Origin of the sequence: Lysobacter sp. TAF61 (assembly GCF_052113485.1) — a bacterium.
Lineage (GTDB): Bacteria > Pseudomonadota > Gammaproteobacteria > Xanthomonadales > Xanthomonadaceae > Lysobacter_J.
On sequence record NZ_JBFRDH010000001.1, the window covers coordinates 369,101 to 390,480 of the forward strand.

Here is a 21,380-nt window from a genome sequence, read left to right on the forward strand (position 1 = left end):
GAGCGCGCCATGCGCCCGTCAGCCTGCCCACGGCCACCATCCCCTGCCGGTGCGCGCGTAGCGATCGGCCGCGCGCTCGAAACGGTTGCGCACGCTGATGCCGCCAAACACCAGGTACAGCGGGAGGAACAGCGGGCCGAGCGCGAGGTACTGATAAACGTGCGCGCGCTCGTGGTCTGCCAGCACGATCGACGGTTCGTCGCCATGACCGGCGCGGTGGGCATAGGTCACGCAGGGCGAGTCGAGGCTGTCGCCGGTATGCAGGATCACGTTGCCGAACGTGATCGCCCCGCCCGGCCCCCACGGCCATTTGTGGAACACCAGCGCCAGCTCGCGCCGGCGCCAGTGCACATGCGCGCCGAACGCCAGCCCGGCGATGCCAAGGGTCAGGCCGATGAGCGTGTTGGGCAGCGTCCAGAGCGCGCCCAGCGCGACCAGCGCGCGGGTCAGTGACGTCGACATGGGTGAAGCCTAGCGCAGCTCATGCCCCGGTCTGGTCATCGGCAGGAAGGTACGCTCGCCCCGCTTCGAACCTGCGCCGTACTTCGGCCACGGGCCAGCCCAGGCGCAACTGGTAGTGCGGGCGATCGACGAAGCGCGTGCTGTCGCCACCCCACTCCAGCCCGGCGACCAGGCCGACCCGGGCAGCCTCGTCGTATGCAGTAACGGCCTGGAGGTAGCGTCCCTGCGCGTCGAACAGGCCGATATCCCAGGCCGTGCCGAAGTTGTGCATGCTCTGGCCACCGCGGGCGTTAGTCACCACCGGCCCGGGGTTGCCGTAACGACCACGACGAAACAAGGCGTTCTGTTCGGCGTAACCGCGTGTGCCCGACAGCAGGCGCGGGCGCGAACCGGCATCGAGCATGCGCGCCAGGCTGGTGCGCGCCAGCCGCTGCGCCGGCAGCAGCAGGCCGGCCAGTTGCGCTTCGCTGCGTGCGTCGAACGTTCGCGTCTGCTCGCGGATCAGCGCCGCGCGGCGTTCGAATTCGGCAGACGCCGCTTCCGTCAGCGGCCCCCAGCGCCCATCCAGCCGTCCGCCATACAGCGTTTGCGCCCTGAGCAGTCGCTGGGTGAACAGCACGTCACCCGGAAACAGGCGCAGGCTCATGGGCTGGGCGTCACTCCGCTTCCGGGCAGTCGCCTTCCGGAATCAGAAGCCACAGGACCAGGTACACCAGCAGGCCCGGAAATGCGGCGGAGACGATCGAACCCAGCACGTAGAGGGCACGCAACAGGGTCGAGTTCCAGCCGTACCGGCGCGAGATTCCGCCGATGACTCCGGCGATCATCCGGTCGTGACGTGAGCGGCATAGTCTGCGGGTGGCATTCATGACGGCGCTTCCCAGGCGGCGGCGCTGCCAGTCTAGCGCCGGATGTCAGGGCGTAGCGTGACGAATTGCGGCCAACCGCGTGGTCAACCAGGTCGAGGAGGTCACGACCGGCTGACCCGGGCAGCGCACCTGGTAGGGCTTGCCGCTCATGCTGCTGGCGCTGCCGGCCCGTTCGATGAACTGTTCGGCGCTGGCGACCAGGTCGCGCTTGCGCAGGTAGTCGTATTTCCGCCGCAGGTGCGACTGCGCCTCGCTCGCCGGGTACCAGCTGCCGTTGCGCTGGAACTGGCAGCCCGAGCCCCCAAGCGCGGTGATCAGCTGGTCGATCTCCTGCTGCGCCTTCGCTGCCTTCGGTGCCTGCTGTGCAGCGGGCGCGGGCGCGGGCGCCTGCGCCAGCGCCAGCGCCGCGGCGCTGCCGGCTAGAAGGCCGGCTAGCAGGACTGGGCGGATCAGCGGGCGCAGGCGACGGGTCATGCCGCCATTACAGCGTATCCAGCCAGCGACCGACCACGTCGGTCCAGATGGCGTAGCCGCTGCGGTTCATGTGCAGCTGGTCATCCAGGAACAGCTCGCCGCGCGGCTGGCCATCGGCGCCGAGCATCGGCGTGGCGATGTCGAGGAAGTCCACGCCCTTGGCCTGCCGCGTGTAATCGCGGATCAGCGCATTGGCCTGGCGCATCTGGCCCAGCAGGGCCTGCCGCGCCGGGCTGGGCTTGATCGAGACGAACGCGATCCGCACCTGCGGCAACTGGCTGTGCACCTGCGCGACCAGCGCGGCGAAGTCGTCGCGCACCTGCTGCGGCGTGCGGCCTTCGGCAAGGTCGTTGTCGCCGGCGTAGACGACCACGGCGCGCGGCTGGTACGGGGTGATGATGCGTTGCGCATAGAAGGTCGTGTCGCGCAGGCGCGAGCCGCCGAAGCCGCGGTTGATCGGGGCCGCGCCGGGGAAATCGTCGCCCAGGGTGTCCCACAGGCGGATCGAGGAACTGCCGACGAACACCACGCCACCGGGCCTGCGCCGGACGACGCTGTCGGCCTGCTCGAAGGCGACGATGTCGGGCTCGAACTTGGTCGAGTCCTGCAGTTGCGCCGCAGGCGTGCTGGCCGGCGACGGCGGATTGGATGCGCAGGCAGTGAGCAGCGCGAGGCAGAAAAGCAGTGCGAACTTGGGCATCGGTGCAGTGTCAGGAGAGGTGCCTGACTGTGCCATGAGGGCGATGACGCGGTCTGTCGATCCGTGCGCCTTTCTACAAAAACCGGGCAACCGCAGGCGCGCGCATCTCAGCGCGAGCGCGCACCCAGCCACTCGTGGATCGCCGACGGCACTTCGCGCTGCGCACGACTGGAGACATAGATGCCGATGTGGCCGCCCTTGAACGACAGCTCGCTGTAGTCACCGGTTCCGACCAGGTCGGCGAGCGCCTTCGACGATGCCGGCGGGACAAGATGGTCCTGCTCGGCATAGATGTTGAGCACCGGCATGTCGACGCTGCGCAGGTCGACCGGACGGCCGCCGATGTCGATGCCGCCCTTGACGAAACCGTTGCCCTGGTAGAACTGCTTGACGAACTGGCGGAACGCCTCGCCGGCCTGGTCGGGCGAATCGAAGATCCACTTTTCCATGCGCAGGAAGTCTTCCAGCGCCTTCTGGTCGTCGAGCACGTCGACCAGGCCGACGTACTTCTGCACGAACAGGCGCCAGGGCTTGAGCGTGAGGTAGCACCAGTTCATCACGTCGGCCGGGACGTTGCCGAGGGTATCGACGAAGAGGTCCACATCCAGCCCGCGCGTCCAGTTGCCCAGCATGTTGTCGCTGGTGTGGAAGTCGACCGGCGTGACCATGGTGATCAGGTTGCGCACCTTGTGCGGGTTGAGCGCGGCATGGCACAGCGAGAACGCACCGCCCTGGCAGATCCCGAGCAGGTTGACCGCGTCGAGGCGGTACTCGGCGCGCAGGTGATCGATGGCGCCGCCGATGTAGCGCTGGATGTAGTCCTCCAGCTCCAGATAGCGGTCGGAACGGTCGGGGTAACCCCAGTCGAGCACGAAGACGTCCTCGCCGCGCTCGAGCAGGCCGCGCACCAGCGACTTGTCCGCCTGCAGATCGACCATGTAGGGACGGTTGACCAGGGCGTAGACGATCAGCAGCGGCACCTTGGCCGTGGGCGCCCGGCCGTTGGGCAGCGTGTGGCCGCGGAAGCGGTACAGCACCACCTTGCCGTCGCGCCAGACTTCCTCGCGCGCGGTCGCGCCGTAGTCGATGTCGTGGACCTGATGCAGGGTATCCAGGCCGGCACGGAGCTTGGCCTGGAAGCGCAGCGATTCTTCTGCCAGCGACTGCGGCGTGAAGCCGAGTGGGCCGTTGCCGAATCCATCCATCTCAGCGCTTCCCCTTTGCCTTGGCGGTGGCCTTGGCGGTGGTCTTGGCGGTGGCCTTCGCAGCAGCCTTGGCCGGCGCCTTGCGCGCCTTCGGCGCAGGCATCGGTGCCGGCCTCGGTGCCGGTTGCGCTGCCTGTCGCGGTGCCGCCGCTTCGCTGCGGCCCGCTCGCGCCGCACTGGCTTCGACCGCGTCGCGCAGGCGTCGCAGTTCGCGTTCGAGCTGGACGATCTTGCGATGCGCCGAATCCAGTTCGGTCCGGGTCGGCATGCCCAGTTGCGCGCACACCTGCTCGATTTCCCGCTGCTGGTGGCCGCGCAGGGTCATCTGCGCATTGACGAATGCAGCGTAGGCATCGCGGAAGCGCGGCGACAGCGCGACCTCCGCGTAGGCCTCTTCGGCCGCGTCGATCCACAGGTCGAACAATGCGCGCACCGACTCGAGCTGGCGACCGGGCACACTGCGCTCGCCAAGCTTGCGCTCGAAACGGACGAAGGCATCCTGGCCGGCTTCGGCCAGCAGGGTCTGGTAGGTCTGGCTCTGCTGTTGCAGATCCACTTGCGCCTGCATCAGGTGCTGCCATCGCTCCTGGTGCTCGCGGGCAAAACCGAACGCCGGCAGGCCCAGCCAGGAGCGTCCATCGCGCTGCCACTGCTGCAACCACGGAGCGGCCTGCTCGAACCACTGCGACGGATCGGTGCTGGCGCTGCCGGGCATCATGCCGAGCATGTGCGCGAACGGATTGGCGCCATCTCCGCCGAGCGCCTGCTTCCAGGCAGCGGTGATGTCGGCGGCTGTGGCCTGCCTGCCGCTGAACTGCGCCGCCAGCTTCTGCATCTGCGCAAACCATCCCTGCGCCTGCGAGCTGAAGCGCGAGACGGCTTCGTCGCCCTGGGGCACGCCGCCCTTGGCGAGCTGCGTCCACCAGTTCATCGCTTCGGTCCAGCCGGGCATGCCGGGCATGCCCGGCACGGCCGTCGCCGCAGGCGCCGCCGCCGAACGCAGGCTGTCGCTCCACGCGTTCCAGTACTGTCGCGTCAACGCTTCGAAATCGTCCTGCTTCATCGCAGCCTCCGCTTGATGCGGGCCATGTTAGCAGCGGCCATGTTGCGGAGCCGCGACGGGCGCTGCTCAGGGCTTGGGAATCTTCAGCGTCTTGCTGATCATCAACGAGCCGGACAACGCGAACATCAGCACCAGCGGATGGAACTGCCAGGGTCCGAGCTTGATCATGCCCAGCCACAGATTGGCGCCGATCGCGCCCTGCCACGCGGCCACTGCCAGCACCACCACCAGCGCCAGGCTGGTCGGGATCGGCGTGCCCTCGAAGAACTTGACCTTGTCGCCGCCACCGGACAGCTGCTCGGCGGTGACGTTGTAGCGCGCCAACCGGCTGACGCCGCAACCGACGAAGTAGCTCAGCACGGCCCAGTCCCAGCCACCCTGCAGGCCACAGGCGTAGGCCAGCGCCGCCGGCGCGACGCCGAAGGAGATCACGTCGGCCAGCGAGTCGAGCTCGCGCCCGAGGGTCGAGGCCGAATTGCGCCAGCGGGCGACACGGCCATCGAGCGCATCGAAGATGAAGGCCAGCGGGATCAGCGCCATGCCGATCAGCAGGTCACGTACCCCGCCCTCCTGCAGGAAACGCATCGCGGCGAAGATCGCGCCGGTGCCGCAGAAGGCATTGGCGAGCGTGAACCAGTCGGCGAGGTGGAACTCGCGCAGCATCGAAAAGTGGCGCGGCATGCGGCGCTCCGGATCCATCAAGGCCTGCCAGCGTGCCAAATTGGGTGTTAAGGGAGCAAGAGGCAGACGAAGTCAGCGCGGCATGGCCAGGTTCGACGCCTGCAGCGGCTTGCCGGCCCGCGGCGTGGTTGCGATGACCGCGTCGCCCGGCAGCGTGCCACTGCCGTCCAGGGCCGCATTGACCCGGTCCAGCGCCGAGTACACGTACGGCAGCAGCGGCACGTAGCGTGCGCCGTAATCGGGCAGGCCGAGGAAGCCGTCGAAGTGCTGGGCGTTGCGCACTTGCCAGTAGCGCACGTCGCGGCCGGCCGCCTGCGCCTGCTTCACGTACGGGGCACTGGTGAAGGCGGGCGGGATCAGGCCGTCGTCGCTGCCGTGGATGACCACCACCGGCAGGCCCTTGCGCGGCAGTCCGGCGCGGGTTTCGGCGATGCCCTTGCGCACGCGCTGCGCGTCGGCGTCGTCGCCGGTCCACAGGGCGCGCAGGCATTGCAACGTCGTCAGCGGCGCGGCCGGGTTCTGCTCGAGGATGTTGACACCGGCGCCGGGCGGAATGCCGCTGGCATCGGACCACCAGGCTGCGCGCTCGCTCGCGCTGGCAGCGCGTGGGCTGACGTCCGGATTGATCGCGCTGTAGCGATTGCCGCAAGGCAACTCGCCGACGCCGTATCGACCGTAGGCCGAGGCATAGGTCACCGCGACGGCGCGCCACAGGTCGAAGCCGACCGAGAGCGCCCCGGCGTGCAGGGCCTCGTCGCTCCAGCCATGGGCCTTGAGCGCGTCGTACGCGGATTTCGCCTGCGCCGCGGTGTCGTTGCCCTCGATCAGCCCGGCCGCCTTCAATGCGACGCAGCGTTGCGTCCACAGCGGCGCGACCTGCGCGGTCAGCGGCGGCTGCGGCAGGTTCTGCAGGTGCAGCAACGCACACGGCATCAGCAGCGCGGCTTCGGTGGTGTAGTCGTAGAGGGCGCGACTTCCGGCGCCGTCGACGTAGACATTGGGTTCGCCAGCCACTACCGCGTCGAGCCAGTCGCCGTCGAGCTCGGCCGCGCGCAGCACGGCGCCGCCGCCGTTGGAGATGCCGACCGCGATGACGCGGGTGTTGTCGAAGGTGAAGGGCGCCGCCTGCGGGAACGCGCTGTCGAGCGACTGCAGCGCGAACTGCGCGGCCTGCTTCACGTGCCGGCCCCAGTCGGCCTCGGGATTGTCGCGCGAGTGGGCGTGCTTGAAGGCCACGCCGGAAGAAGCGTTCGAAACCGGCTCGAACGCCAGGCCATCGCCGCGCGCGCCGACAGTGCCGTCGGCGCGGACGCCCTGCCCCGCGTCCAGGTCGAAATAGTCGGTGCCCGCGCCCTTGTCGGTGTAGGCCACCGCGCAGCCTTTCGGCAGGCCCCAGGCACCGGCGACGGCGATCGCGCCGTAGATGCCGCGCGAACCCGACGACGCGGTGACCACGACACAGCGCTTGCCGACATCGAACGCATCGGGCACCTGCACCAGCACGCGGTGCGGCTGGGTCGCGCCCGCCACCGTGGCCAGGGCGCTGTACTCGCGCCCCGGCACGCTGGCGGTGCTGCCGTAGAGCTCGCCGTATCCGCCACCGGGGGCGAGATCGGCGATGCCGCGCCAGTTGTTCCACAACGCACGCCGGCGCAGTTCGCCCGCGCCGGGATGTGCGGCGTCGGCGAACGCGGGCGGGGTCATCGCGCGCAGGCCGGCCAGGCCAAGGCCGGCGCTGAGCAGGTCGTCGTCACCGCGATGTTCGGTCGTGCGCACTGCGAAGAACATCGGCGCGGCCTCCGTCTTGCTGCGCGGCGTGGTGGTGGTGCAGGCGGCCAGGACGAGCGTGGCGCCGGCAAGGGCAGTTCGGACGGGTCGCAGGTTCATTGCCGCAGCCTAGCAAGGCCAGCCGCGCCGCCCATCGTACTTTCGTACCACGCCGTTGCCGCCCTGCCGGTGCGGCCACTTGCTAGGCTAGGGCCAATGCCGACCCTGCTGATCGCCGACGACCATCCGCTGTTCCGCGCCGCCCTGCGGCAGGCGGCCATGGAGGCCGTCAGCGGTGCGGTGATCCTGGAAGCCGGCCATCTCGATGCCGTGCTGGCCGCACTCGATGCCGCGATCGATGCCGATTCGGGCGTGGACCTGGTACTGCTCGACCTGCACATGCCCGGCAACCACGGCCTGGCCGGACTGGCCGCGATCCGCGCCCAGCACCCGGGCGTGGCGGTGGTGGTGGTCTCGGCCAACGACGACCCGCGCGTGGTCCGGCGCGCACTGGATCACGGCGCCGCCGGCTACCTGCCCAAGAGTGCCGGACTCGACGAACTGCGCGATGCGATCCGCGCCGTCTTCGCCTGCGAGCAGTGGCTGCCGGCATCGCTGCGCGCCGCGGTCGCGCGCACGCAAAGCGACAGCGGCGACGCCGACCTGGCCGCGCGCCTGGCAAGCCTGTCGCCGCAGCAGTTCCGGGTGCTGACGCTGGTCGCGCAGGGCCTGCTCAACAAACAGATCGCCGACCGGCTGGATGTGCAGGAGCGGACGGTCAAGGCGCATCTGTCGGCGATCTTCGAGCGCCTTGGCGTGCGCAACCGCACCCAGGCCAGCGTGGTGCTGCGCGAGCTGGAGCTGTCGGATCCGGCGCGGCAGATCGCCTGATCGGACGCTACGACAGCGCCACTTCGCGCGCCGCGAGCGCACGATCGAGCGCTGACTTCAGCGCCAGTGGCTTCACCGGCTTGGCCAGCAGCGACAGCCCCGCTTCCTCGACCGCCCGCCGCACCACCTCGCCACGGTCGGCGCTGAGGATCAGCGTCGGCCGCGCGCCGAAACGCAGCTCCAGGCGCGCGGCCAGGGCGACGCCGGTATCGCCATCGTCGAGGTGGTAGTCGAACAGCCACAACGCCGCAGGCGCGCGCGACAACGCCGCCTCGGCCTCGTCCGAGTCGCGCGCGGTGACCACGTCGAAGCCCCAGCCAGCAAGCACGGCCGCCAGCGCCGACATCGCCTGCGGGTCGTTGTCGACCACCAGCACGCGCACGCCGGGATTTTCGTCGGGCAAGGATGACAGCGACATCGGCAGCGGCCTGGGCGCGCGCCGCACCCGCACCGCGAACACCGTGCCGCGATCTATCTGGCTGCGCAGGCCCAGCGGTGCGTCGAGCAACTGCGCGATGCGCTCGGCGATCGACAGGCCAAGGCCCAGGCCCTGCCCCGGGGCATCCTGGCCGCGACGGAACTCTTCGAAAATCACAGCCTGCTGACCGGCGGCAATGCCGGGCCCGCTGTCGTGCACTTCGATGCGCAGGCCGTCGCCGTCATGGCGCACGCCCAGCACGACGCCACCGCGCTGGGTGTAGCGCACGGCGTTGGCGAGGAAGTTCTGCAGCACGCGGCGCAGCAACTGCGGGTCGGTATGCGCCCACGCGGTGCTGGCGACAAAGCGGAATTCAAGGCCGCGCGCCGCCGAAATGGCGCCGAACTCCGACGCCAGCGGCTCCAGCACCTCCGCCAGCGGGAACGGACGCGGCTGCGGCACCAGCCCGCCCGCCTCCAGTCGCGACATGTCGAGCAGGCCGGTGAGCAGGTCGCTGGTGGAATCCAGGGCGCCGCCGATCTGCGCCACCGTTTCGCGCTGGCGCGGCTCGAGCAGCTGTTGCGACAGCGCATCGGTGAACAACTGCGCCGCATGCAGCGGCTGCATCAGGTCATGGCCGATCGCGGCGAGGAAGCGGCTCTTGGCCTCGTTGGCGCGCTCGGCCTCGCGCTTGGCGACCTCGAGGTCGGTGGTGCGTTCGGCAACGCGCTGTTCCAGCGTCTCGTTGGCCATGATCAGGCCGGCCTCGGCGCGACGGAATGCGGTCACGTCGGTGAAGGTCGCGACGAAGCCGCCGCCGGGCATCGGGTTGCCGCGGATCTCGATGATGCTGCCGTCGTGCAGTACGCGTTCGGACAGGTGCGCGGTGCCGGCGCGCATGAAGCCCAGGCGTCGTTCCAGGGCGCGTTCGAGGTCGCCCTGGGGCGGCATCCGCTGCAGGGCCCAGCGCGACAGCTCGGCGATCGGACGACCGACCTGCAGCAGCTCCGGCGGGAATCCGAACAGCTCGACGTAGCGCCGGTTCCAGGCGACCAGTCGCAGTTGGGCATCGACCACGCTGATGCCCTGGCTCATGTTCTGCAGTGCCGCCTCGAGCACGCGCTGGTTGAAGCGCAGGTCGGCCGATGCCTCGCCGACGATCGCGGCCACGGTGTCGAGTTCGCGACCACTGGCGGCGCGTCGCGCAGCATCGAGCAGCACGCGTGCCGACGCGGACCCCAATACCGCCGCAAGTTCGCGTTCGATCCCGGCTTCGATCGGCGCGGCCACCGGCTCGCCCGCCGGCACGCCCTGCAGCAGTTGCAGCACGCGTTCGCGCGGCAGGAAGCGCAGGCCGGCATCGCGCAATGTCTTGACGTCAAGGCCGCGGTGGGCGCGATGCGGCGTCTCGCGGCGCCACAGCGCCGCCAGCACGGTGGCCAGGGTGCCGACGAACAGGCTGGCGCCGACGGCGCGACCCAGGCGGCTCCAGCCGGTCAGGCCGAACAGGGCATCGGGCGCCAGCCAATGCAGGCCGAACGGTCCGCTTTCCAGCCAGGGCGCAGTCACGCCACGCACTTCCATCGTCATTGGCAGCAACTGCACCCAGGCCCAGGCGGCAAAGCCCGCGGCGATGCCGATCACCGCCGCTCGCGCCGGCGTCTGCGGCCGCCAGACCGCGAAGCACAGCGCCGGCACCAGTGTCGCCAGCGCCGAGAACGACACCGCGCCAACATCGGCGAGCGCATCGTTGCCGGCGATCAGGCGGCTGTAAGCCCAGGCCAACAGCATGATCACGACGATGCCGGCCCGGCGCAGCGCCAGCACGCGGCCGCGCAGGTCGCTGCCGTCGTTGCGCGACCACGCACCGCGCAGCAACCCCGGCGCGAACCAGTGGTTGCCGATCATCAGGCTCAAGGTGAGCGTGCTGACCACGACCATGCCGGTGGCCGCGCTCAGGCCACCGAGGAAAGCGAACAGCGCCAGGCCCTCATGACCCTGCGCCAGCGGCAGCGCCAGCACGTACAGATCGGACGGCACGCCGCTGCCACCCAGCAGCGCCTGCCCGGCCTTGGCCAGCGGCAGCACTGGCAGCGCGATCAGTACCAGGTACAGCGGAAACTGCCAGCGAGCCGTGCGCACGTCGCGCTCGTCGCGGCACTCGACCACGCCGACATGGAACTGGTGCGGCAGGATGAACATCGCCAGCGCGCCCAGAAGCACCAGCGGTGCGAATCCGTCGGCCGACCGCGGCGGCGGCGCCATGGCCGCCGTCTCGGGAAGATCGCCCAGCCCCCACCAGACGAACAGCCCCAGCGCCAGCATCGCCGCCAGCTTGAACACCGACTCGAACGCCATCGCCAGCACCAGCCCGCGGTTGTGCTCGGCGGCACTGGCGCGACGCGTGCCGAACAGCATCGCGAACAACGCCATCGCCAGCGCGACGTACAGCGCACTGTCCTGCCAGGCCGGCGCCAGCCCGACCTCGGCACTGTGCGTGGTCAGCATGGCAAAACTCATCGCCACCGCCTTCAACTGCAGGGCGATGTAGGGAATCAGTCCGAGCGCGGCGACCAGGGTGACCGTGGCCGCAAGCCAGGCGTCTTTGCCCAGACGCGTGGCGATCAGATCGGCCAGCGAAGTCGCGTTGGTTTCCCGCGCCAGCTGCACCAGCCGGACCATGAAGGCGACCGCGATCGCATACAGCACGATCGCGCCGAGGAAGGTCGGCGGCAGCGGCCAACCGTAGCGAGCGGCCTGGGTCACGGTCCCGTAGAACGTCCACGAGGTGCAGTGCACCGCCAGTGACAGCGCGTAAACATGGCCCCAGTGGCGCGCCAGCACCGTCGGGCGGCGCTCTGCGTAGAGCGCGGTGCCGAACATCAGTGCCAGCCAGGCGACGCTGGCCAGGGCGACCGCGGCGAAGCTCAGCATGGGGCGGCGGGAAGGTGCATTACTGGAGGATAGCCGAGCGTGGAGTCCCTAGAGACACTGTCCGTATCGGCACTCCCCAATGGATCCTGGGCCTTCGCCGAGGTTTACGGGCTTTTCTTGCATCAACGAAGACGGGGCGTCAACGCGCCGGAGCGTTGTCCGCTGCGCCGGGGATTGCGGAGCAGTGGGCTATGGATGGCCCACGCCCCGCGTAAAGCCAGGATGGCGTCCGCGGGGCGGAGCAATCCCCGGCGTAGCGGACAACGCCACGCCGGAGCCAGCCACAGACCACGAACGCCGCCTTCAAACCATCAGAAGTCGTACCGCGCCGACAACGTGTACTGGCGCGGCGCACCGTAGAACCCGGTCAGCACGCCCAGAGCGGCGTTGAGGTTGTAACCGGTGGTGCGGTACTCCTTGTCGGCCAGATTGGTGCCCTGCAGCGACAGCGACCACGCATCGTCGATGCGCCAGATCACGCCGGCATTGACCAGCCCGTAACCGTCCTGCGTGATCGGCAGCGCACCGGTGCGGACGATCTCGGTGGTGGCGACCACCTCGCTCTGATAGCTGTAGCCCACCCGCGCCGACAGATTTCCACCGTTGGACAGATCGGTCCGGTACTCCAGATTGACCGCACCAGAGAAATCAGGCGCGTTGGTGAACTCCTGCTCGTCGGCAATGTTGACCCCGGCGTACATGAACTCGTCGTACTTCGCGTCGAGCCAGGCCAGGTTGCCGCTGATCAACCAGTTGTGCGTCGGCAGCCACTGGTACTCGACTTCCACACCCTGCACGGTGCCCTTGCCGGCATTGGTGAAATCGCCGAAGAACGCATCGTTGGTGCCGTCTCCATTGCTGTCGTAGGACGTGAACACCGACAGCTGGATGTCCTTGTACTCGTTGTGGAACGCCGCCAGGTTCAGGAACAGCGTCTGCTCCAGGAACGACATCTTGCTGCCGATCTCGTAGCTGTCGACCGACTCGTCATTGAACGGCTCAGCCGAACGCGGCACGGCGGTGGCCTGGGCACGGATGTTGAAACCACCCGACTTGAAACCGCGCGAGGCCAGCCCGTAGACCATGATGTCCGGGGTGATCTGGTAGTCGAGCGAGATCTTCGGCGACGTGTTGTCGAAGCCGATGCGCTTGTCGAAGTTGGCCGCGATCGGCGTCGGGTTGTTGGCCGCGCAGCGCGCCGCCAGCACGGTGAACGTCGCGTTGGTGTAGCAGCGGTTGAGCACCACCGCGTGCTTCTTCTCGTCGGTGTAGCGCGCGCCCAGGTCGAGCTTGAGCTTGTCGGTCAGGTCGAACGTCCAGTCCGCGTAGAGCGCCAGCGCATCGGTGTAGACCGTGCCATGAGTGTCGCCGAACGACAGATTGAAGAAGTTGTTGAGGACCTGGCCGCCGGCCTCGCCGTCGAAGGAATAGAAGCCGATCACGCCGCGCGAGCGGCCGCCCGCATCGTAGTTGACCTGCAGCTCGTTGGTGATCTGCTCGTCGGCGTAGAACGCCTTCACGTCGGCAACCTTGTTGGGCAACGTGTCGAAGTCGATGTTGGTCTCGGTGTCGGACTCGCGCTTGGCGAGGATGTACTTGAAACCCCAATCCTCGTTGATGCGCCAGTTGACCGTTGCCGAGGCGCCCTTCATCGAGGTGTCGTTGACGTTGGGCATGCCGCTGCGGATGTCGTAGCGGCTGTCCAGCGGCGCGAAGCCCGGGGCAAACCGGTTCGGGGCCAGCATCTTGGCGCCGCGCACGCCGGACTGGTCATCCATCCAGTCGTAGGCGAACTGGATGTTGAGGTCGTCGCTGATGTAGGCGCCCAACTGGCCGCGCAGCGCCAGCACTTCCTTGTCGCTGACTTCCTGGCCACTGAACAGGTTGTCGCCGAAGCCATCGCGGTTGAAGCTGCCCATCGCCAGGCGCCCGCGCAGTGCGCCGTCGCCGACCGATGCGCCCAGCGAGGCCTTCACGTCGAGCTGGTTGTAGTTGCCGACGGTGACCGAGACCTGGCCTTCCGGCGCGACCGGCAGGCCGCGCGAGATGTACTTGATCGCACCACCAATCGTGTTCTTGCCATACAACGTGCCCTGCGGGCCGCGCAGCACTTCGATGCGCTCGACGTCGAACACGTCCAGCAGCGCGCCCTGCGGTCGGGCAATGTAGACATCGTCCATGTACATGCCCACGCCCGGGTCGACGCCCCACAGCGGATCGGACTGGCCGACGCCGCGGATGTAGGCGGTGACCGTGCTGCTGGAGCCGCGTGCGGCATAGATGGTCAGGTTGGGCACCTGTGCATCGAGGTCGCTGAGGTCCTCGATGTTGAGCTTGTCGAGGGCGTCGGCGGTGAATGCGGTGACCGCAACCGGGACTTCCTGCAGCGTTTCTTCGCGCTTGCGGGCGGTGACGGTGACGCCGCCAAGCGTGGTGGCCTGCGCTTCGCTGGCCGGTGCTGCGCTCGTCGTTTCCTGGGCGAAGGCGGCGGGCGCCAGCAGGGCGAAGGCAATGGCGATGCTCAGGCTGCTTCGGGTCTTGTTGTCGCTGCGATTCATGGTGACGCTGTCTCCCCAGTCCCAAATCGTTGGCCGCGGACCGGCGGTGCGCCGGCAGCGAAATGAACGACGAGTCCCTCCCCCGTCATGCTGGCAAGCCTAGGACCGGGGGCGGTGCCGCGCTGCTGTACCTTCGGACAATGCCGGCCCATCGGGCCATTGCGGAGACTGCATGCCTACACGGGCTGCAGGCATGCCGTCGTCCCCGCGTAGGCGGGGACCCAGCGACTTGACGCTTCCAAGGCAACGACACTGGGTTCCAGCCTGCGCGGGAATGACGGCAAGCAGGCGATCCACACGCTTCGACAAGGAACGGGGAATGGCATTTCTGATCGTGCTGGCCGCACTGTGCTTCCTGATGTTCGTGGCCTACCGCGGCTACAGCGTGATCCTGTTCGCTCCGGTGGCGGCGCTCGGCGCGGTGCTGTTGACGGACCCGTCGCTGGTCGCGCCGATGTTCACCGGTCTGTTCATGGACAAGATGGTCGGCTTCCTGAAGCTGTACTTCCCGGTGTTCCTGCTCGGCGCGGTGTTCGGCAAGCTGATCGAACTGTCGGGTTTCTCCAAGGCGATAGTGGCCGCGACGATCCGCCTGTTCGGTGCCGGCAGGGCGATGCTGTCGATCGTGGTGGTGTGCGCGCTGCTGACCTACGGCGGCGTGTCGCTGTTCGTGGTGGTGTTCGCGGTGTACCCCTTCGCCGCGGAACTGTTCCGCCAGAGCGACATCCCCAAGCGCCTGATCCCCGGCACGATCGCGCTGGGCGCCTTCACCTTCACCATGGATGCGCTGCCGGGCACGCCGCAGATCCAGAACATCATCCCGACCACGTTCTTCGGCACCAACACCTGGGCGGCGCCGTGGCTGGGCACGATCGGCGGCCTCTTCATTCTCGCCGTCGGCCTGGCCTACCTCGATTGGCGCCGGCGCTCTGCACTGGCCGCCGGTGAGGGCTACGGCGACGAGCTGGTCAACGAACCGGCGCCGTTCGCCGGCGGCACCCTCGCCCATCCGCTGATCGCGATCCTGCCGCTGGTGCTGGTCGGCGTCGTCAACAAAGTGCTGACCATCGCCATCCCGAGTTTCTACGGCGAGGCGCACAGCTTCGACCCGGCGGTGATCGGCAGCGCCGCGCCGGTGGTGCAGGAAGTGTCGAAGATCGCGGCGATCTGGGCCGTGCAGGGTGCGCTGCTGGTCGGCATCCTCGCTGTGCTCGCCTTCGCCTGGAGGCCGGTGATGGCCAGCTTTGCCGAGGGCAGCAAGTCGGCCATCGGCGGCGCATTGCTGGCGGCGATGAACACCGCATCCGAGTACGGTTTCGGCGCGGTGATCGCTGCCCTGCCCGGCTTCCTTGTGGTGGCCAACGCACTGGCGGCGATCCCCAACCCGCTGGTCAACGAAGCCATCACCGTGACCGCGCTGGCCGGCATCACCGGCTCTGCCTCGGGCGGCATGAGCATCGCCCTGGCGGCGATGGCCGAAACCTTCATCGCCAACGCGAACGCGGCAGGCATTCCGATGGACGTGCTGCACCGGGTCGCGGCGATGGCGTCGGGCGGCATGGACACGCTGCCGCACAACGGCGCGGTGATCACCCTGCTGGCGGTGACGGGCCTGTCGCACCGCCAGGCCTACAAGGACATCTTCGCGCTCACGCTGATCAAGACCGCGGCGGTGTTCGTGGTGATCGGCACGTTCTACGCCACGGGGCTGGTGTGATCTGAAAGCCCTCATCCGCCTTGCACGATCGGAAGCGACACCGTCACCACGGTCGGATCGTCCGGATTGACGGTGGTGTTGAACCCCAGGCGCCGGCACATGTCCAGCATCGTCCGGTTCTCCTGCAGCACTTCGCCCTCGATCGAGCGCAGGCCCAGCCAGCGTGCGTACTCGATGATCGTCTGCATCAATCGCCAGCCCAGCCCCTGCCCCTTGAGGTCGGAGCGCACCAGGATCCCGTACTCGCCGTGGTCGTAGTTGGCATCGGCGTGCAGGCGCACCGCGCCTAGCATCTCGCCGTCGTCCGGATCAATCGCCACCAGCGCAATCGAACGCGCGTAGTCGAGCTGGGTCAGCTGGGCGATGAACTCGTGGCTGAAATGGCGGATGGTCTGGAAAAAGCGCAGGCGCAGGTCTTCGTCGGTGACCTTGGTGAAGAAGCGGCGAAAGAGTTCATCGTCTTCCGGCCGCACCGGCCGCAGGAACGCGGCGCTGCCATCGGACAGCTCGAGCGTGCGCTCCCATTCCTTCGGATACGGCCTGATCGCGAAGCGCGGATGGCCCGGGCCCTTGTGCACGATGCGCGAGGCTGACACGCCGATTCGCGCATCCACCGCAATGATGCCGTCGCGATCGACCAGCAACGGGTTGATGTCGACCTCGCGGATCTCGGGGATGTCGGCAACCAGCTGCGCCAGCTTCACCAGCGTCATCGCCACCGCGCGCTCGTCGGCGGCCGGCACGTCGCGATAGGCCTTGAGGATGCGGGACACGCGGGTGCGGCCGATCATCTCGTGGGCCAGGCGCAGGTCCAGGGGTGGCAACGCCAGCGCCTTGTCGTCGATCACCTCCACCGCGGTGCCGCCGCGGCCGAAGACGATCACCGGCCCGAAGGTCTCGTCATCGACCATGCCGATGATCAGTTCGCGCGCCCGCGGCCGCACCACCATCGGCTGGATCGTGACGCCATCGATGCGCGCGCCCGGGCGCGCCTCGCGCGCACGCTGCAGGATCGCCGCGGCAGCCTCGTGCACGGCCTGGGCGGTGAACAGGTTCAGGCGCACGCCGTCTACATCCGACTTGTGGCTGATGTCGGGCGACAGGATCTTGACCGCGACCGGCGTCCCGTCTGCCAGCAGCGGCGCGGCGATGCGCACGGCTTCGTCGGCATCGCGCGCGGCCGTGGTCGGGGTGATGTCGATTCCATACGCCACCAGCACGCGCGCGACTTCGATCGGGTCGAGCCAGTTCCGGCCCGCTGCCATGGCTGCCTCGACCACCGAACGCGCGGTCGCCGTGTCGACCACCAGGTCGTCGGGCATGCTCGGCGGCGTTTCCATCAGCGCCTGCTGCGCTTCGCGATGGCGCACCAGGTACATGAAGCCGCGCACGGCATCGGCTTCTGTCGCATAGGTGGGGATCCGCGCCGCATTGAGCCGGGCGGCAGCGCTGTCATCCTTGCCCAGCCAGACCGCGAACACCGGCTTGCGGCTGCCCGCCTTCATCGCCAGCGTTTTCGCTTCGGCCAGCGCCTGCGCACGGCTGTCGGCTCCGATCAGCGCCGTCGGGACGTTCAGTGCCAGCACCGCATCGTTGCCGTCGTCGGCCAAAAGCGCGCTGACGGCCCCGGCGTAGGCGGCGTGGTCGGCGTCGCCGTTGATGTCGACCGGGTTGTTGCGCGGCCACACCGACGAGGCCACCGCATCGAGTTGCTGCACGGTCGCATCCGACAACCCGGCCAGCGTGCCGCCCATGTCGACCAGGCGGTCGGCGGCCAGCATGCCGGTGCCGCGGCCATTGGCGAAGATCGCCAGGCGGCGGCCCGGAAACGTGTGCATGCGCCCCAGCGTTTCGGCAGCGGCGAACAGTTCATCCAGCGCGCTCACGCGCAGCATGCCGGCGCGATGGAAGGCGGCGGCGTAGACGCCATCGGGCGTGGCCAGCGCCGCAGAATGCGTGCCGACGGGAGCGGCGCGCCGCGCATGGCGGTCCGATTTCACCACCACCACCGGCTTCAGCCGCGCCGCCGCGCGTGCCGCCGAGAGGAACTTGCGCGCATCGCGGATCGATTCGACGTACAGCAGGATCGCCCGCGTGTAGCGGTCGCGGGCGAAGTAATCGAGCAGGTCGGCGAAGTCGACATCGAGCGCGTCGCCCAGCGAGGCGACCGCGGAAAATCCGAGCGAGCGGCGCGCGCCCCATTCCACCAGCGCGGCGGCAATGGCGGCGGATTGCGAAATCACCGCGAGGTCGCCCGGCAGCGCGGCATGCGCGGCAAAGCTGGCATTGAGCCGGGCGTGCGGCGCGAGGATGCCCAGCGAGTTGGGACCGACGATGCGCAGGCCTTTGGCGCGCGCGGCGCTGGCCAGTTCCGCCGCCGGCGACTGGGCGCCCTGGCCCATGCCGGTGTTGAGCACGACCGCGGCCGATGCGCCCTTGGCCGCGGCGGCGCTGGCAAATCGCGGCACCAGCGAGTGTGGCGCGGCGATCACCACCAGCTCCGGCGTCCACGCCAGGTCCTGGATCCGCGACACCGCGGCGACGCCCTCGATCGCATCGAAGTTCGGATTGACCAGGCCGATCTGGCCGGCGAAACCGCCCTCGACCAGGTTGCGCAGCACCGCCCGACCGGCCGACTGCTCGCGCGTGCTGCCGCCGACCACGGCGACCGAGGCGGGACTGAAAACCGATTGAAGCTGGTAGGTGCTCAACGTTGCGCGCTCATCTGCAGCCGAATGCCTTCCTGGACCCGCTGTAGCGCCAGCTGGCTGGCGACCGTGCTCCTACGATAGCCGGGCGGCTGTTCAATGGCGCCTCGCGGCGTTAGTATTTTCACTAACAGGCCGACCGACCGCGGCCGTCCGCGCACCCGCGTTGCCCGCCTTGCCCGACTTGCCTGCCCCGACCCGCAAGATCCTCCACGTCGACATGGACGCGTTCTATGCGTCGGTCGAGCAGCGCGACGACCCGTCCCTGCGCGGGCTGCCGGTGGTCGTGGCCTGGCGCGGTGCGCGCTCGGTGGTCTGTGCGGCCAGCTACGAGGCGCGCAGGTTCGGGGTGCGCTCGGCCATGCCGGCGGTGCGCGCCGAGCGCCTGTGCCCGCAGGCGGTGTTCGTGCCGCCGGATTTCGTCCGCTACAAGGCCGTGTCGCGGCAGGTGCGCGAGATCTTCGCCCGCCACACCGAGCTGATCGAGCCGCTGTCGCTGGACGAGGCCTACCTGGACGTCACCACCACCCGCACCGGGCTGGCCACGGCCACCGCGACCGCCGAAGCCATCCGCTCGGCGATCCGCGAGGAGACGCAGCTGACCGCGTCGGCCGGCGTGGCGCCGAACAAGTTCGTGGCCAAGATCGCCTCCGACTGGCGCAAGCCCGACGGCCTGTTCGTGGTCCGGCCGCACCAGGTCGAGGCCTTCCTCGCGCCGCTGCCGGTCGGCCGCCTGCCCGGCGTGGGCAAGGTCAGCGAACAGCGCCTGGCCGAACTGGGCATCGCCACCGTCTCCGACCTGCGCACGCTCGGCGCGGCCGAACTGGAAAAGCATTTCGGCCGCTGGGGCCGGCGCCTGCATGAGTTGTCGTTCGGCATCGACGACAACCCCGTGCAACCCGAGCGCCCCACCCTGCAGATCTCCTCGGAGGACACCTTCGAACGCGACCTGCCGCTGGACGAACTGCAACCGCACATCGAGCGCCTGGCGAGCAAGACCTGGGAGGGTTACCAGCGCGAGCTCGCCCGCGACGACTCGCGCATCGCGCGCACGGTGGTGCTCAAGCTCAAGACGTCGGACTTCCGCATCCTCACCCGCAGCCTGACCGCGGCCGAACCGCCCGCGTCACAGCAGGAACTGGCGCGCATCGCCTGCGACCTGCGCGCACGGGTGGCGCTGCCGGCGCGGACGAAGTACCGGCTGGTCGGCGTCGGCCTGTCAGGCTTCGCCGATCGCGACGACACCGACGTGCAGAGCGACCTGTTCGCGGCGCAACAGGTGTAGACACCGGCTTGAGCGCTAGGCGCGCTCGTTGGGTCCGGCCTTGCGCGCGGCCTCGGCTGCCTGTCTCAGTTTCGCGACGTTGGCGTCGTCGATACCAGCGCGGCGGACGAAATCGGCGAGGTCAATGAACACGCCGACCTTGCGACGGCTATCCAATGCGCGCTCGGCCGCGGCGCGATCCACCCCCGGCAGCAACTGCAGCGATTCCAGTTCGGCCGTGTTGAGATTCACGGCGACCACGTCGCTCTCCGCGCGCCACCCCAGGTGCTGTCCGGGGACCATCAGCCACAGGTCCGGCCCCAGCCCCGCACGCAGCTTCGCCGGATCCTTCGCCACCTGCTCCTGCAGCTGCGCCATCTGAGTGCGCGCCTGCTTGAGGCCGCCGACAAAGGACTCCATGTCGCCCAGGCGACCGTTCGTCGCCAGCGATTCGGTCAGCGCCGGCAGCCCGCGGCCGGTGGTGGCGCCGTAGGTGGTATCGAGCACCACCGCCTGCACGCGTTTGCAGTCGTCCACAGCATCGACGCAGTAGCGATCGACCAGGTCGAGCAGCACCGGCGAGTCGTGGCGCAGGTGGCGGCCGTCGCGCCGCGCAAACGACGCAAACAGACGCCAATAGCGCTGCACGACGGCGTCGCGGTCGTCCGGCCCTGGCACCAGCCAGCGATAGAAGATCGTGGCGACCACGCCCTCCGATGACAGCATCTGCTGGCCGTCACGCAGGCGCGCACTGTCGAAGGCCGTGCTCAGGTCGCGTCGCGCAAGCGCAGTGGCGTCGTCGCCTGGCGGCAGCAGTTGCGCCTGCACGAACCAGTTGCGCCGCACGCCCACGACGCGTCCGGCGCGGTCGAGATTGCTCATCCAGTAGCCCAGGAATGGCTTCGAGGCCAGGCCGAGTTCCTGCTCGCGCAGCTTCGGGTTTGCGGTCATACGCCGCGCCAGCCCCTGGAAATGCGTGGCGAAGCCTTCATCGAACGCGGTGGAATAATCGGTGATGCTCATGCTCGCGTGCGGCGTGCGCGAGTAGCCCGGCGGCAGGTCCGGCACAAGCCGGCGCAGGAACACATGGCCCATTTCGTGGGCGAAGATTTCCTCGAAGTCGCCGTTGGCGACGCTGTCCTCGTCGACGACCAGATCGACATAGGGCTCGTCGACGAAGCGCTGCCTGCCGTTCTCCTGCAGCCAGAATCCCTGGCGGGCGAATCCGCCGTCCTCGGCCGACAGGTACAGCCAGCTCGGCCGGAGTTCGCGCGCACCGGCGGCGCGCTGGGCGCCTTCATCAATCGCGAGCACGGTCGCGACGAAGCCATCACGGGCTTCGCGCTGCAGCTGCGCGTACAGATCGCCATCGACCACGCGGGTCACCACCGGCGCGGGCTTGCCGTTCGCGGCGTCCCTGAATTGGGGTTTGTCGCCGGCCATCACCGGCGCCAGCACGCCGAGTTCGGCGGCCTGCGTCGGCAGCAGCGCGCACCCTGCCAGCAGGCAGCCGGCCAGAATTCTCAAGATCAGCATCAGGCACTCCTCAAGCTTGCCGAGAGGATGCCGTCCACGATGCCTACCTGCACCTGCCAAGCGGTCGCCCACTGGCGACACTTGCCATGCATGGCCGAACTTGCCATGCACGTTGCGGTTGCCTCCGCGGCCG

The 21,380-nt window shown here is 68.8% G+C and carries 16 protein-coding genes; 3 read left to right on the plus strand and 13 right to left on the minus strand.

Annotated features, from left to right (window positions below; translation table 11 throughout):
• Positions 1 to 18: 18 nt before the first annotated feature.
• The 9 genes from AB4Y64_RS01680 to AB4Y64_RS01720 all read right to left on the minus strand — a co-directional run bounded on the left by AB4Y64_RS01680 (position 19) and on the right by AB4Y64_RS01720 (position 7,341).
• Positions 19 to 462 (minus strand): hypothetical protein, encoded by a 444-nt coding sequence (locus AB4Y64_RS01680; protein ID WP_441814723.1) that lies wholly within the window; start codon positions 460 to 462, stop codon positions 19 to 21.
• Between the two features lie 19 nt (positions 463 to 481).
• Positions 482 to 1,108 carry a M15 family metallopeptidase gene (locus AB4Y64_RS01685; protein ID WP_441814724.1) on the minus strand — a complete coding sequence of 209 codons (627 nt, stop codon included), beginning with the start codon at positions 1,106 to 1,108 and terminating at the stop codon, positions 482 to 484.
• 10 nt (positions 1,109 to 1,118) lie between these two features.
• Positions 1,119 to 1,331, minus strand: a complete 213-nt coding sequence (locus AB4Y64_RS01690) for a PspC domain-containing protein (protein WP_441814725.1) — start codon at positions 1,329 to 1,331, stop codon at positions 1,119 to 1,121.
• A gap of 45 nt (positions 1,332 to 1,376) precedes the next feature.
• A complete protein-coding gene (locus AB4Y64_RS01695; protein ID WP_441814726.1) occupies positions 1,377 to 1,805 on the minus strand; it encodes a DUF5329 domain-containing protein in 429 nt (142 codons plus the stop codon).
• Positions 1,806 to 1,812: 7 nt separating this feature from the next.
• Positions 1,813 to 2,505 carry an SGNH/GDSL hydrolase family protein gene (locus AB4Y64_RS01700; protein WP_441814727.1) on the minus strand — a complete coding sequence of 231 codons (693 nt, stop codon included), beginning with the start codon at positions 2,503 to 2,505 and terminating at the stop codon, positions 1,813 to 1,815.
• Positions 2,506 to 2,612: 107 nt separating this feature from the next.
• Positions 2,613 to 3,710 (minus strand): class III poly(R)-hydroxyalkanoic acid synthase subunit PhaC, encoded by a 1,098-nt coding sequence (locus AB4Y64_RS01705; RefSeq protein WP_441814728.1) that lies wholly within the window; start codon positions 3,708 to 3,710, stop codon positions 2,613 to 2,615.
• A gap of 1 nt (position 3,711) precedes the next feature.
• The gene (gene phaE, locus AB4Y64_RS01710) at positions 3,712 to 4,773 is read right to left on the minus strand and encodes a class III poly(R)-hydroxyalkanoic acid synthase subunit PhaE (RefSeq protein ID WP_441814729.1); all 1,062 of its coding nucleotides are present in this window, start codon (positions 4,771 to 4,773) and stop codon (positions 3,712 to 3,714) included.
• A 66-nt stretch (positions 4,774 to 4,839) separates the two neighbouring features.
• Positions 4,840 to 5,454, minus strand: a complete 615-nt coding sequence (locus AB4Y64_RS01715; protein WP_441814730.1) for a CDP-alcohol phosphatidyltransferase family protein — start codon at positions 5,452 to 5,454, stop codon at positions 4,840 to 4,842.
• A gap of 72 nt (positions 5,455 to 5,526) precedes the next feature.
• Entirely contained in the window at positions 5,527 to 7,341 is a 1,815-nt protein-coding gene (locus AB4Y64_RS01720; protein ID WP_441814731.1) for a 3-hydroxybutyrate oligomer hydrolase family protein, read from the minus strand.
• A 96-nt stretch (positions 7,342 to 7,437) separates the two neighbouring features.
• Between AB4Y64_RS01720 and AB4Y64_RS01725 the strand changes: the two genes are divergently transcribed.
• Positions 7,438 to 8,112 (plus strand): response regulator, encoded by a 675-nt coding sequence (locus AB4Y64_RS01725; protein WP_441814732.1) that lies wholly within the window; start codon positions 7,438 to 7,440, stop codon positions 8,110 to 8,112.
• Positions 8,113 to 8,119: 7 nt separating this feature from the next.
• Here AB4Y64_RS01725 and AB4Y64_RS01730 read toward each other — a convergent pair whose 3' ends face one another.
• Complete coding sequence (locus AB4Y64_RS01730; protein ID WP_441814733.1) at positions 8,120 to 11,464, minus strand: hybrid sensor histidine kinase/response regulator; 3,345 nt, start codon at positions 11,462 to 11,464, stop codon at positions 8,120 to 8,122.
• A 311-nt stretch (positions 11,465 to 11,775) separates the two neighbouring features.
• Entirely contained in the window at positions 11,776 to 14,022 is a 2,247-nt protein-coding gene (locus AB4Y64_RS01735) for a TonB-dependent receptor (RefSeq protein ID WP_441814734.1), read from the minus strand.
• Between the two features lie 319 nt (positions 14,023 to 14,341).
• Between AB4Y64_RS01735 and AB4Y64_RS01740 the strand changes: the two genes are divergently transcribed.
• Entirely contained in the window at positions 14,342 to 15,739 is a 1,398-nt protein-coding gene (locus AB4Y64_RS01740; protein ID WP_441814735.1) for a GntP family permease, read from the plus strand.
• Between the two features lie 11 nt (positions 15,740 to 15,750).
• Here the strand turns inward: AB4Y64_RS01740 and AB4Y64_RS01745 are convergent, their stop codons facing one another.
• Positions 15,751 to 18,450: a bifunctional acetate--CoA ligase family protein/GNAT family N-acetyltransferase gene (locus AB4Y64_RS01745; RefSeq protein WP_441814736.1), complete on the minus strand. Its 2,700-nt coding sequence runs from the start codon at positions 18,448 to 18,450 to the stop codon at positions 15,751 to 15,753.
• 181 nt (positions 18,451 to 18,631) lie between these two features.
• On the opposite strand from AB4Y64_RS01745, the gene dinB reads away from it, so the two are divergent.
• Positions 18,632 to 19,732, plus strand: a complete 1,101-nt coding sequence (gene dinB, locus AB4Y64_RS01750; RefSeq protein WP_441815206.1) for a DNA polymerase IV — start codon at positions 18,632 to 18,634, stop codon at positions 19,730 to 19,732.
• A gap of 15 nt (positions 19,733 to 19,747) precedes the next feature.
• On the opposite strand, the gene AB4Y64_RS01755 is transcribed toward dinB, so the two are convergent.
• The gene (locus tag AB4Y64_RS01755) at positions 19,748 to 21,247 is read right to left on the minus strand and encodes a ComEA family DNA-binding protein (RefSeq protein WP_441814737.1); all 1,500 of its coding nucleotides are present in this window, start codon (positions 21,245 to 21,247) and stop codon (positions 19,748 to 19,750) included.
• Positions 21,248 to 21,380: the final 133 nt, after the last annotated feature.